The organism is Xanthobacter tagetidis, assembly GCF_003667445.1.
GTDB classification, from domain to species: Bacteria; Pseudomonadota; Alphaproteobacteria; order Rhizobiales; family Xanthobacteraceae; genus Xanthobacter; species Xanthobacter tagetidis.
On the sequence record NZ_RCTF01000008.1, the window covers coordinates 59,283 to 71,765 of the forward strand.

The 12,483-nt window shown below is 69.4% G+C and carries 12 protein-coding genes; 8 read left to right on the forward strand and 4 right to left on the reverse strand.

From position 1 onward, the window contains the following. Window positions 1-34: 34 nt before the first annotated feature. A complete protein-coding gene (locus D9R14_RS11345) occupies window positions 35-304 on the reverse strand; it encodes an exodeoxyribonuclease VII small subunit (RefSeq protein ID WP_121623450.1) in 270 nt (89 codons plus the stop codon). Between the two features lie 131 nt (window positions 305-435). Between D9R14_RS11345 and D9R14_RS11350 the strand changes: the two genes are divergently transcribed. From D9R14_RS11350 to D9R14_RS11365, 4 genes are all read left to right on the forward strand, one after another. Further along, window positions 436-1,599, forward strand: a complete 1,164-nt coding sequence (locus tag D9R14_RS11350) for an ATP phosphoribosyltransferase regulatory subunit (protein WP_245420749.1) — start codon at window positions 436-438, stop codon at window positions 1,597-1,599. After that, a complete protein-coding gene (gene hisG / locus D9R14_RS11355) occupies window positions 1,596-2,573 on the forward strand; it encodes an ATP phosphoribosyltransferase (RefSeq protein ID WP_121623452.1) in 978 nt (325 codons plus the stop codon). Before D9R14_RS11350 ends, hisG begins: the two co-directional genes overlap by 4 nt. 170 nt (window positions 2,574-2,743) lie before the next feature. Then, window positions 2,744-3,475, forward strand: coding sequence for a cytochrome c biogenesis CcdA family protein (locus D9R14_RS11360; RefSeq protein ID WP_121623453.1), 732 nt, complete (start codon window positions 2,744-2,746; stop codon window positions 3,473-3,475). Between the two features lie 600 nt (window positions 3,476-4,075). Then, the gene (locus tag D9R14_RS11365) at window positions 4,076-5,578 is read left to right on the forward strand and encodes an amino acid permease (RefSeq protein WP_121623454.1); all 1,503 of its coding nucleotides are present in this window, start codon (window positions 4,076-4,078) and stop codon (window positions 5,576-5,578) included. A gap of 42 nt (window positions 5,579-5,620) precedes the next feature. Here D9R14_RS11365 and D9R14_RS11370 read toward each other — a convergent pair whose 3' ends face one another. Then, window positions 5,621-6,751: a helix-turn-helix transcriptional regulator gene (locus D9R14_RS11370; RefSeq protein ID WP_121623455.1), complete on the reverse strand. Its 1,131-nt coding sequence runs from the start codon at window positions 6,749-6,751 to the stop codon at window positions 5,621-5,623. 242 nt (window positions 6,752-6,993) lie between these two features. Next, a complete protein-coding gene (locus tag D9R14_RS11375) occupies window positions 6,994-7,380 on the reverse strand; it encodes a hypothetical protein (RefSeq protein WP_121623456.1) in 387 nt (128 codons plus the stop codon). A gap of 234 nt (window positions 7,381-7,614) precedes the next feature. Here D9R14_RS11375 and D9R14_RS11380 point away from each other — a divergent pair, with 234 nt between their 5' ends. Then, a complete protein-coding gene (locus D9R14_RS11380) occupies window positions 7,615-7,965 on the forward strand; it encodes a hypothetical protein (RefSeq protein ID WP_121623457.1) in 351 nt (116 codons plus the stop codon). A 57-nt stretch (window positions 7,966-8,022) separates the two neighbouring features. On the opposite strand, the gene hydA is transcribed toward D9R14_RS11380, so the two are convergent. After that, on the reverse strand, window positions 8,023-9,423 hold the full coding sequence (gene hydA, locus D9R14_RS11385; RefSeq protein ID WP_121623458.1) for a dihydropyrimidinase: 1,401 nt from the start codon (window positions 9,421-9,423) through the stop codon (window positions 8,023-8,025). Window positions 9,424-9,471: 48 nt separating this feature from the next. Here hydA and D9R14_RS11390 point away from each other — a divergent pair, with 48 nt between their 5' ends. The 3 genes from D9R14_RS11390 to D9R14_RS11400 all read left to right on the forward strand — a co-directional run bounded on the left by D9R14_RS11390 (window position 9,472) and on the right by D9R14_RS11400 (window position 12,480). Beyond that, window positions 9,472-10,326, forward strand: a complete 855-nt coding sequence (locus D9R14_RS11390; RefSeq protein WP_210210841.1) for a GntR family transcriptional regulator — start codon at window positions 9,472-9,474, stop codon at window positions 10,324-10,326. A gap of 344 nt (window positions 10,327-10,670) precedes the next feature. After that, window positions 10,671-11,573: a transporter substrate-binding domain-containing protein gene (locus D9R14_RS11395; protein WP_170168583.1), complete on the forward strand. Its 903-nt coding sequence runs from the start codon at window positions 10,671-10,673 to the stop codon at window positions 11,571-11,573. 253 nt (window positions 11,574-11,826) lie between these two features. After that, window positions 11,827-12,480 (forward strand): amino acid ABC transporter permease, encoded by a 654-nt coding sequence (locus D9R14_RS11400; protein ID WP_121623461.1) that lies wholly within the window; start codon window positions 11,827-11,829, stop codon window positions 12,478-12,480. The last annotated feature ends 3 nt before the right edge of the window (window positions 12,481-12,483 follow it).

A 12,483-nucleotide genomic window follows, 5' to 3' on the forward strand; every position in this document is an offset into this window, starting at 1 on the left:
GCAAACGGCGCGCCGGTGTCCCGTTCCGGGACGCCTACCCCTCCGGATCGAGCGGGGCGGTGCCCGCCGGGCGGCCGTCGGCGTCGCGGGTGATGGTGGCGACGCGGGCCTCGGCCTGGGCGAGCAGCGTCTCGCACCGCTTCTTCAGCGCTTCCCCGCGCTCATAGATGGCGATGGACTGCTCCAGCGGCACATTGCCCTTCTCCAGCGCGGACACGATGGATTCCAGCTCCGCCAGAGCGTCCTCGAAGCTGAGCTTCGCCACGTCCGCCACGCCTTGTGCGCCCTTGGTTGTCTCGGCCATGTCAGCCTCGATCCTTCGCCTCGATCCGCCTCGCGGGTGATTCCCAGCCGACACCATAGCCGAGGTGGCCGGCCGCCTTAAGGCCGGCGGGGTGGCTAGCGGGCCGCGGCTTTGCTAGAAGCCGCGCGACCATGGAAGACACGCTCATGCCCAAAGAGGCGCCAACGACTGCCGTGCGCGAGCCCCGCGCGCTGGAGGAAGCCCTGCTCGCCCGCTTCGAGGCGGCGGGCTTTGCCCATCTCGACCCGCCTTTGCTCCAGCCGGCGGACGTGTTCCTCGATTTGTCCGGCGAGAGCATCCGCCGCCGCATGTACCTGACGGTGGACGCGGAAGGGCGCGAGCTGTGCCTGCGGCCCGACCTCACCATTCCCGTCGCCCGCGCCGTGCTGGAGGCGAAGCGCCCCATGCCGGCGGCGGTGAGCTATCTCGGGGCGGTGTTCCGCTTCCGCGGCGAAGGCTCGGGCGAGTTCCGGCAGGCCGGCGTGGAATCCTTCGGCCGCGCGGACATCGCCGCGGCCGACGCCGACATCCTCGCGCTCGGCCTTGACGCCTGCACGCTCTATGGCCTGCCGGAGCCGCAGATCCGGCTCGGCGACGTGGGGCTGTTCGCGGCGCTCTTGGAAGCGCTGCCGCTGGCGCCCGCTATGCGGCGCCGCCTGCTCAAGGATTTCGGCCAGAGCCGGCTCGATGCCGACCTCTCGCGCGTCGACGCCCCGGCGCCCGAGGCGGCGAACACCCATTCCGGCGTGCTGGCGGCGCTGACCGGGGCCGACCCTGAGGCGGCGCGCGCGCTCATCACCGATCTTCTGTCCATCGCCGGCATCTCGACGGTGGGCGGGCGCTCGGTATCGGAGATCGCCGCACGGTTCCTGGAGCAGGCGGCGCTGGAGAGCGGTGCCGGCCTGTCCAGCGAGGCGGGCGCGGTGCTGAAACGCTACCTCGCCATCGCCGGCGATCCCGATGCCGCGTCCGCCGACATGCGCGCGCTGGCACGCGACGCAGGGCTCGACCTGTCCCGTGCGCTCGACCTTTTCGACGCCCGCGCCGGCTTCCTCACCGCGCACGGCGTGAGCCTGCCGGCGGTGCGCTTCTCCACCGCTTTCGGCCGGCCGCTCGATTATTACAGCGGCATGGTGTTCGAGCTGCACGACCCCGCCGGGCGCGGCGCCGGTCCGCTGGTGGCAGGCGGGCGCTACGATCGCCTTCTGTCGCGCCTCGGCGCGGCGGACTGCGTGCCGGCGGTGGGGCTGGCGGCCTGGGTGGAACGCCTTGCGGCGGTGGAGGACGCGCGATGAGCGGCAAGCTGATCCTCGCCGTGCCCTCCAAGGGCCGGCTTCAGGACAATGTCCACGCCTTCTTCGCCCGCGCCGGCATGCCGCTGATGCAGGCGCGCGGCGCGCGCGACTATCGCGGCGCGCTGGGCGGCGTGGACGACGTGGAGGTCGCCTACCTCTCCGCGTCCGAGATCGCCGCCGCGCTCGCCTCCGGCGCCGCCCATCTGGGCGTCACCGGGGAGGACCTGGTGCGCGAAAACATCCTCGACGCCGACGCGCGCGTCACCCTGCTGGAAGGCCTCGGCTTCGGCCATGCCAATGTGGTGGTGGCGGTGCCCCAGGCCTGGATCGACGTGCGCACCATGGACGACCTCGACGACGTGGCCGGCCATTTCCACGGCCGCACCGGCCGGCGCATCCGGGTGGCGACGAAGTACGTCAACCTGACCCGCGGCTTCTTCGCGCGCCACGGCATCGTCGACTACCGCATCGTCGAGAGCGCTGGGGCGACCGAGGGCACGCCTGCCGCGGGCACCGCGGAGCTGATCGTCGACATCACCACCACCGGCGCGACGCTGGCGGCCAACGCGCTGAAGGTGGTGGACGACGGCGTGATCCTGAAGTCCGAGGCCAACCTCGTCGCCTCGCTCTCCGCGTCCTGGACGGCGCCGGCGCGCAATGCCGCGCGGGTGATGTTCGACCGCATGGCGGCGGAGAAGCGCGCCCGCACCATGCGCGAGGTGCGCACCCGCTTCGCGAGTTGCGACGCCTCGCTGGTGGACGAGGCGGTGGCGCGCTTCCACTGCGTGGCGCCGTTCGGCGGGCCGACCTCCTCCGGCATGCTGACCCTGCACTGCCCGCCGGGCACGCTGCACGGCCTCGCCACCTATCTGCGCGAGAAGGGCGCGAGCATGGTGACGGTGGGTGCCATCGACTACGTGTTCTCCACGGAAAACCCGCTGTTTGCGGCGCTGGAGGCGCGGCTCGGCGCCTGAGGCGGGCGGCGCGCGCCCGCAGCGCGCGCCCCTCACAAGGCGGAGAGCGCGGCATTGCGCGCCTTGCCGGCGCGCGCACAGGGGGCGCAAAAGGGGGCGCGCCGGCAAAGCGGGCCGAAAGGTCCGGGGCCGGCGCCCGCCCTGAGCACGGGGCGCACCCGAAGGACCCCATGGCCGACGTCACCCTCCCCGCCGCCTTCCTTGCCGGTTTCGTGAGCTTCGTCTCGCCGTGCGTGCTGCCGCTGGTGCCGCCCTATCTCGCCTATCTCGGCGGCTCGACCCTGGACGACCTCGCCGGCAGCGAGCCGGTGAAGGAAGTGGGCCGGCGCGCCATGCTCGGCGCGGTGCTGTTCGTTCTCGGCTTCACCGTCGTGTTCGTGGCGCTCGGCGCCGGCGCCTCGGCCGTGGGCGACCTGCTGCGCGCCCATCTCGACACGCTCTCCATCATCGCCGGCATCGCCATCATCATCATGGGGCTGAACTTCCTCGGCGTGTTCCGCATCCATCTCCTGCACCGCACGGCGCGGCCGGACGTGCGGGCGCCGAACGGGATCTGGGGCGCCTTCGTGATGGGCCTCGCCTTCGCCTTCGGCTGGACGCCGTGCCTCGGCCCGGTGCTGGGCGCGATCCTGGCCGTGGCCGGCTCCGAGGCGACGGTATCGAAGGGGGCGATGCTGCTCGCGGTCTATTCGCTCGGGCTCGGCGTGCCGTTCCTCGTGGCGGCCATGGCGGTGCGCCCGTTCCTCGCGGGGCTCAAGCACATGCGCCGCTTCCTGCCCGCCATCGAGAAGGGCATGGGCGCGCTGCTGGTGCTCACCGGCATCGCCTTCATGTCGGGCTGGATCGCCCATGTGAGCTACTGGCTGATCGAGACCTTCCCCGCCCTCTCCACCATCGGCTGACGCGCGGTCGAGCCTCGCCCCCGCCAACGGCGAACCCGGGCGACGCTCCGCCGCCCGGCACCGGTTGCTGCCGTCATCCCCCGGCGTGTCGGGGGATCCGCGGCGGTCGGGCCTATGGCCGGCTTTGGGGCGCGCGACGGGCGTCGCCGTGGATGCCCCGGTCAATCCACCTGTGTCATGCTCGCTCTCCCCAGGCTTGTGCTGCGGGCTCGGGTCCCGGAAGACTGGCCCTGCCAACTGTTCGGGGTTTCGAGGGAGCGGACGGGGCCTTGCTCGACCTCGGCCTCAGGGTCCTCGCCGGACCCCCGGCCTGCCGGAGTAAACGGCCTCCCGCCCGCGCCTGCGGAGCGTTAGGGGCGCTCCGCAGGCGCTCTCATTCCAACACATCTCAAACAGACAAGCCGGAGGGCGACGGTCCGAGAGATGGCGACGTTGCGCGTGCCCCCCCTCGCTCCTCTCCGCATGGTAGGAGACGCGGCCGCAGGGCGCCGCGAAGGAGCGGATCTGACGTTAAGTAAGATTATGAAAAGGCATGCATTTTGCTTTTCCGAAGCCTATGGGTCGCGGGCGGTGCATTCCCGCTACGGAAGGGCTGGTGTCATGGCTGACGGCAAGCATGCGGGCGTGACCTATACGCGTGTCGACGTTTCCTATTTCGAGCAGCGGGCCCTGAAGCGCCATGCGCGGGTCTGGTCGCTCTGGGCGCTCGGCGTGGGCGCGGTCATCTCGGGGCATTTCTCGGGCTGGAACCTCGGCCTCGCCTCGGGCGGCTGGGGCGGCATGTTCATCGCCGCAATCGTCATCGCCGTGATGTATCTCGGCCTCACCTTCTCCATCGCCGAGATGTCGCCCGCTTTGCCGCACACGGGCGCGGCCTATTCCTTCGCCCGCACCACGATGGGTCCGTGGGGCGGCTTCATCACCGGCCTGTGCGAGAACGTGGAATATGTCATCACCCCGGCGGTGGTGGTGTCGTTCATCGGCTCCTATCTCGGCTCGATCTTCGGCACCCCGCCTGCATTTCAGCCGGTCTATTGGATCTTCGGCTACGCGATCTTCGTCGGGCTCAACATCGTCGGCGTGGAGCTGTCGTTCCGGGTGACGCTGGTGGTCACGCTCGCGGCGCTGGCCTGCCTCGTCGCCTTCTGGGTGAGCGCGATCCCGGTCGCCGACTTCTCGCGCTGGGCGCTCAATATCGGCGTCGGCCCGGACGGCGCGGCAGTCGAGCTGCCGAACGGCGGGGGGCCGTTCCTGCCGTTCGGCATCGGCGGGGCGCTGGCGGCGCTGCCGTTCGCCGTCTGGCTGTTCCTCGCCATCGAGCAATTGCCGCTGGCGGCGGAGGAATCGGTCGACCCGAAGACCGACATGCCCAAGGGCATCATGCTCGGCATGGCGACGCTGATCGTCTCCGCCTTCATGATCCTGTGGCTCAATTCCTCGGTGGCCAAGGGTGCGTTCGGCCTCTCCACCTCGCTGGAGCCGCTGCTCGACGGGTTCAAGGCGATCTATGGCGACGGCCTCGCCAAGCTGCTCGCCGGCGTGGCGGTGATCGGGCTGATCGCCTCGTTCCACACCATCATCTATGCCCAGGGCCGGCAGATCTATTCGCTCTCGCGCGCCGGCTATTTCCCGCGCGGCCTCTCCGTGACCCACGGCGGGCGCAAGACGCCGCACGTCGCGATGGCGGCGGGCGCGGCGGTGGGGCTCGCCATCATGCTCGCCATCTGGTTCGCGCTCGGCGCGGAGGCGGGCGCGGCGGCGATCGGCGGCACGCTGCTCAACATGGCGGTGTTCGGCGCCATGCTGTCCTACGTGATGCAGGCACTGTCCTTCATTCTCATGCGGAAGAACATGCCGCAGATCGAGCGGCCCTATAGGAGCCCGTTCGGCGTGCCCGGAGCGGCGGCGACCATCCTCATCGCCCTCGTGACCATCGCCTACCAGCTCGCCGATCCCGTCTACCGCAATGGGGTGATCGGGGTGGCGATCTGGTTCGCGGTGGGCATCGCCTATTTCGCGGCCTTCGGGCGGCACAAGCTGGTGCTCTCGCCGGAGGAGGAGTTCGCGCTCTCGAAGGGCACGGCGGACTACAGGAGCTATTGACCGGAAAGCCCCGCCGGGCGGCCGGCGGGGTGCTTTCCGGGCCTACTTCTGCGCGCGGCCGACCGCGTAGAGGCGCGCCAGCAGTTCCGCCTGGCGCCGTGTCCCGGTCTTGGCGAACACCTGCTTCAGGTGCGCCCGGGTTGTCTCATAGGAGATGTTGAGGGTCGCGGCGATCGCCTGCAGGGAATGGCCGGCCACCAGGGCCATCGTCACCTCCGCCTCCCGCATCGTGAGGTTAAAGGTCGCCGCCACAAGGTCTGCGGGCAGCATGCCCCCGTGCTGCTCCTCGCTCAGCAGCACGGTCACGGTCGGCCCGGCGAAATAGCGCTCGACGAGGCTCTGGCCGGAGCCGGCGAGGGTCACCCGCAGCGCGGCTCCGGAGCGGCGGATGATGCCGGTCAGGGTCCGCGAGCGCGCATCCTGCGGCACGCCCAGTTCAACCATCTGCCCGAGCGCGGCATCCAGGGTCTCGTCCGCCAGCCGCAGGCGGTCGGCCGCATCCCGGTGCAGGCCGTCGCCGCTGCCCACCAGGGCGCGTGCGGCGTCGTTGAGCCATTGGATCTTCCGTCCGGGACCGACGCGCATCACGCCGGTCTCGTGGGCCGCAAGGGCCTGCCCAATCGCCAGCAAAGACGAGCGCTCGTGCGCCTGGCCATAGATCTTGAAGACCCGGGTGAGGTGCGGCGCGAGCCGGGTCAGCATGTCGGCGGCGCGCTGCTCGTCCGCGTCGGGCTGCCTGGCGCCGATGACGCTCAAGAGGAAATTCAGCGACCCGGAGCGTTGCAGGGTGATTCCGATGCCAGACTCGATGCCGAACGATCTCAGGAGATCATTGTAATATTCAGACTTCTTTACTTCGGCGAACGGGACCATGAACTCCGAACGGACGCCGAGCCCGATCGGCCTCTTGTGCAGGTTCTGCATCCATAGATTCTTGGGCGCATACTGGGGATAGAGGCGCTCGAATTCGCGGTCCACGCCGTGGGAGAGCGAAATCGACCCCGCCGCGGAGAATTCATCGTGGAAGAACAGGGTGCTCTGCCCGTTCGGGGTGCAGGTGGCGAGTTCCCTCAGAAAATCGCCCCATGCGCCCTCGTCCACCAGCGCGGCGTAGATCAGGTCGATCAGCCGGCTTTCCAGCCGATCATACTGCGCGGCTGATCCCAGATGCATGGCGCCCCGACCCGCGACGACCGGACACCGGAGAGCCCAGGCCCGTCGTCGCTCGTTGACGCAGCGGCTATCTGGACCACCTTTCCGAATGAGCCGGCGTCAATCGCCATTGTCCGACGGGTGAGGCGCGGCCGCACCCCCCATTTGGGTCTTGCCATCCGCACACAATGGCCGGCGGCATCAAGGGTGCGGCGATGCCACAGGCGTCCGGGGGTTGAGCGCGGGCGTCCCGGAGGCGCGTCTCAGCGCAGGGATTCCACCGACACCACGCGGAAGGTGTGGATCTCGTCCTCATCCTCGCGGATGGAGACGTATTCGCCCACGTCGAACTTTTCCTCGCCGAAGCGGTAGCCCGCCTCGTCGTCGTCGGAGCCGTGGATGTCATAGCGGAAGGCCCAGCTCCCGCCGGGGCGGCGCACCAGGTGGCCGCTCTCATCCGCCTCATCGGGCCGGAAGCGCAGCACGCGGCAGGCGTCGCGGTGCTTGGCCCAGAGCGCGGGGTCGATGTGGCCGCTCTCGTCGAGCGGGGCCACGAAGCTGTAGCCGAAATTGCGCGCGCCCTCGGGGTGGCCCTTCTCGCGCGCAAGCTCCAGCCGGATCTGGCGGAAACCGGGGGGCAGTTCGGTCATGGGGGCGTCTCCTCGATGGCGGAACAAAACGCAGGCTCGGGCGTTAAAAATCGATCGGCGGAGCCTAGCCAGCGGCGCGTGCCGATCGATCCATTGGCGCCGCATTAGAGTGATTATCTCGCGCGCTGTTTGACGTGGCGCAAGGACCCATTCGGCGCGGATGAGGATTTTGGGGCCGGGCAATCACCGGACCGCCGGCGCAGGGGCGCGGGCGGCAGAAAGGGAGGCGCTCAGATGAACGATTCCGCCATATTCCAGGGACTGACGCGCGCCTGGAGCGTTGGCACGCCCCCTGTCGCCTGGCCCGTCGCGTTCTGGAAGAACTGCTTCTTCGACTGCCCCGTGGAGGTCGCCTCGCACATCCAGCGCTTCGCCGGGCGCCAGATGCAGGACCAGGTGCAGCTCTTCTCCGAGCTGTCCAAGGAGGAGAACATGGCCAACGCCTTCACCAAGGAGGCGGCGTTCCTCCAGCAGTCCGCATTGGCGTGGAACAGCGAGATGCTGGAAGTGGCGGAACTGGTGCAGTCGAAGCTGCTCGCCTCCACCCAGACCGTGCTTCCGGATACGGACGCGGCCCCCAACTGAGACGGCGCGGGCCGCGCGGGCGCAATGTGCCCCGCAGCGGCCCACCTTCCGCGCCCCTCACAGCCTTCGCGGCACGTGCTGCCCGAAGCCCTTGGCGCCCGTCAGGACGCCGTCGCGCGCCACCACCCTGCCCCGCACCATGGTCAGCACCGGCCAGCCGGTGATCTCCATGCCCTCATAGGGCGTGTAGTCGGACCCGTCCTGAAGCGCGTCATGGGTCAAGGTGCGCGTCAGCTCCGGGTCCCAGATGGCGATGTCGGCATCCGCGCCGACGGCGATCGTGCCCTTCTTCGGATAGAGCCCGTACACCTTGGCGTGGTTGGTGGCGGTGACGGCCACGAACCGGTTGATGTCGATCCGCCCCTTCACCACGCCTTCCGAGAACAGGATCGGCAGGCGCGCACCGACGCCGGGAATGCCGTTCGGCACCCAGCGGAAGCTGGTGCGGCCTTTGGGGGTCAGCTTGCCCTGCGGGTCGTCGTAGCGGAACGGGCAGTGGTCGGACGAGAAGGTCGCGAACACGCCCTGCTGGAGGCCTTCCCAGCAGGCTTCCTGGCTCGCCGGATCGCGCGGCGGCGGCGAGCAGACATATTTCGCCCCCTCCATGTTGAGGCCGTCCAGGTCTGCCGCCGTCAGGACGAGATATTGCGGGCAAGTCTCCCCGAGTATCTTCAGTCCCTTGGCCTGGGCCCGGCGAATCTCCTCCATGGCTTCGCGGTTCGAGACGTGGACCACCATCAGCGGCACGTCGGACAGCTCGGCCAGCGAGATGGCGCGGGACGTGGCCTCCCGCTCGGCGATGATCGGCCGCGAGGCCGCGTGGTAGCGCGGCGCGGTGCGGCCGTCCTGCTCCAGCCGGTCGGTGAGGAAGCGGATGATGTCGTAATTCTCCGCATGCACCATCACCAGCGCCCGCGTCTGGCGCGCCACCTCCATCACTTCGAGGATCTGCCGGTCGGTCAGCGCCAGCCCCTCATAGGTCATGAACACCTTGAAGGAGGGATAGCCGTCCGCCACCAGCGCCGGCAGTTCCTGGCCGAGCACGCTTTCGCTCGGATCGGTGATGATGAGGTGGAAGGAGACGTCCACATAGCATTCGCCCTCCGCCTTGGCGTGGTAGGCGCTGACCGCGCTGCGCAAGGTGGTGCCGCTCTCCTGCATGCAGAAGGGCAGCACCGTGGTGTTGCCGCCCAGCGCCGCCGAGCGGGTGGCGGAGGCGAAGTCGTCCGCCATCACGATCCCCTCGCCCGAGGGCTGGGAGATGTGGACATGGCTGTCGATGCCGCCGGGCAGCACCCACTTTCCCGTAGCGTCGATCTCCTCCCGCCCGGCGAGACCCTCGCCGAGGGCCGCGATGCGCCCGTCCCGGATGCCGATGTCGCAGGCGAAGACGTCGGCGGCTGTGGCGATCCGGCCGTTGCGGACGACGAGATCGAAGGCGGGCGGGCGCTCGGACATGGACAGGTCTTTCACGGTGGCAAGTCTTTCACGGTGTTGGAGTTGTTTTTGCTAGAACCGGTCGGCGGGCGCGATTCCCGCGGCGAGGCGGACGGCACCACGATGGACGGGACGGCGGCGAAGACGGGCACGGCGCGCAAGCGCGGCGCGGGAGCGCGCGCCGCATCGGCTTCCGAGGCCGCCCGCAAGGCGGCGCCCCAGAAACCGGCGCCGCTCTCGCGCCGCGTGCCGTTCGCGCGGCAGGTGGCGGACCTGCTGCGCGACCAGATCATCCGCGGCACGCTGCCGCCCGGCGCGCGCATTGTCGAGCGCAGCCTGTGCCAGAGCCTCGACGTCTCCCGCACGCCGCTGCGCGAGGCGCTGAAGCTGCTGGAGGCCGAGGGCCTCGTGGAGATCTCGCAGAACAAGGGCGCGCGCATCATGTCGTTCACGCCCCAGGAGGCGGAGCGGCTGTTCGAGGTGATCGCGGGGCTGGAGAGCCTCGCGGCCGAGCTGGCCGCCCAGCGCATGGGCGCGGACGAACTGGCGCAGCTCGATGACCTGCATGCGCGCATGTGCGCTCACTACGATCGCCAGGAGAAGGACCCCTATTTCAAACTCAACACGCTGATCCACGACGCGGTGGTGCGCGCCAGCGACAATCCGATCCTGATCGCCACCCATGCAAGCCTCATGCTGCGCGCCCGGCGCGGCCGCTACATGGCGATCATCGATCCGTTCCGCTGGGAGGAATCGGTCGGCGAGCACGCGGCCCTGATGGATGCCCTCCATGCCCGCGATGCGGAGGCCGCGCGGCGCGTGTGGCGGCGCCATCTGATCCGCACCGGAGAGACGGTGTCCGCGGTGCTGGAGGCGGCCGGCATCGCCGATGCCGAAGGGGACGAAGCGGGCGGACCGGCCTGAGGCCTGCGCCGGCCGCGCGGCGGCCGGTCCGCTGCGCAGATTGTCGGCACCGCGCACCCGCGCTGCCGCTGGAGCACACCGCGAGCCGCGCGGCGCTCCTGCGCGAACTTTCCCATAGAGACCAGACAGATGCCGGGCGGAAGCAGCCGTGCCCGCTCTGGCGACGCTGCGAGCGTCGCCGCCGACTGCCTGCTTTCGCGCCACCCGTTGCCCAATCATTCAGCGTCACCGCCCCTAGCATTGCGCGACTAACTCATTGCATATAATATCGAAAATCAAATGGAATGCAATTTTATCCGGTTCGTTCGCCTCCCCAACCCCTTCTGAACGAGAGAGAATTCCCCATGGCACGTCCCTCGTCCGACCGCCCGTCGCGCGGCCCGCTCGCCTCCCGGCGCCGGTTCCTCGCCCTGTCCGTCTCCGCGCTCGCCGCAGCCACCGCCACCCCCGCGCTGCTGGCGCAGGTGGCCGGCCGCGCCGAGGCCGCGCCGCTCACCATCGAGGACATCAAGAAGCGCGGCGTGGTGCGCATCGGCGTCGAGGCGGCCTACCGGCCCTTCACGTTCCGCGAGGGCAGCGCCATCGTCGGCTATGACGTGGACCTCGCAAAGGAAATCTTCGCCCCGCTCGGCGTTAAGGTGGAGATGGTGGACACCGCCTGGGCCGGCGTCATCCCGGCGCTCTATGCGGGCAATTTCGATGTCATCATGACCTCGCTCACCTACACCAAGGAGCGGGTCGCCAAGGTCGGCTATTCCATCCCCTACACCGAGGCGACCCAGGAACTGCTGGTGCGCGCCGGCGATGCCGGCACCATCAAGGACCTCTCGGGCATGTCCGGCAAGGTGCTGGGCGTGAAGCTGGGCTCCGCCGGCGACACCATGAAGACCGGCCTCGACGAGAAGCTGAAGGCCGCCACCGGCAAGGGCTTCGCCCAGGTGAAGACCTATGACGACCACCCGGCCGCCTACCTGGCGCTGGCCCAGGGCTCGGTGGATGGCGTCATCAACACCCTCGCGACCCTCACCCAGGTGGTGAAGGACGCGCCCGGCAAATATGCCATCGTGCGCGACATCGGTCCGCGCAACTGGGCCGGCATCGGCACCCGCAAGGAGGACGAGGACCTGATCTCCTTCCTCAATCAGCGCATCACGGCGCTGAAGGAGAGCGGTGAGCTCTACAAGCTGCAGGAGAAGTGGTTCGGCGTGCGCATGCAGCTCGCGGACAAGGTCCCGAGCTTCTCCTGATCCCGTCGCCCCGGCTGCCTGCGGCCGCCGCGGTCCATGCGGCCGGGCGCGGACCGGCACCACCAGGGACTTAGCCGCGCCGTCATCCCCCGGCTCGTCCGGGGGATCCACCGGAGGGCATATCCAGCCGCCGGGGTGGATGCCCCGGACGCGCCCGAGCATGACGGGGTCCTGCCGCCATGCTCCCCGGCTGACGGCGGAAGCGAACGCGCGCCCGCCGCGCCGTAGCTGAAACTGAGGAAGCACCCACCCCATGTCCATCGACTGGTCCGTCGTCCAGATGGCCATCCCCCTGCTCGCGGAGGGGACGGTGATGACGCTGAAGATCGCCGCCATCGCCGGCATCCTCGGCCTTGCCGGCGGCGTCGCCCTCGGCCTCATCTCGCTCGGCGGCCTCGCGCCGGCGCGCTGGATGGTGCGGGCCTATGTGGACTTCATCCGCGGCACGCCGCTGCTGATCCAGATCTTCATCGTCTTCTTCGGCCTGCCGGCGATGGGCCTGAGGCTCGGCGAATTCTGGGCCGGCGTCATCGCGCTTTCGCTCAATTGCGCGGGCTATGTGGCGGAGGTGGTGCGCGGCACGGTGGGCGCGGTGGAGAAGGGCCAGACCGAGGCCGCCAAGTCCATCGGCATGACGCACGGGAAGATCCTCGTCTACGTCCTTCTGCCCCAGTCGATCCGCCCCATGATGCCGGCGCTCACCAACGACGTCATCACCTTGCTCAAGAACACCTCGCTCCTGTCGGTGATCTCGGTCTACGAGCTGACGCGCTCGGGCCAGGCGATCATCGCCTCCCACTTCGCGCCGGTGGAGATCTTCACCCTGCTCGCCATCTACTACTACGCCATCATCAGCGTCCTCTCCTGGATCTCGCGGGTGATCGAGCGTCGCCTGCCGGCCTGGTGATCG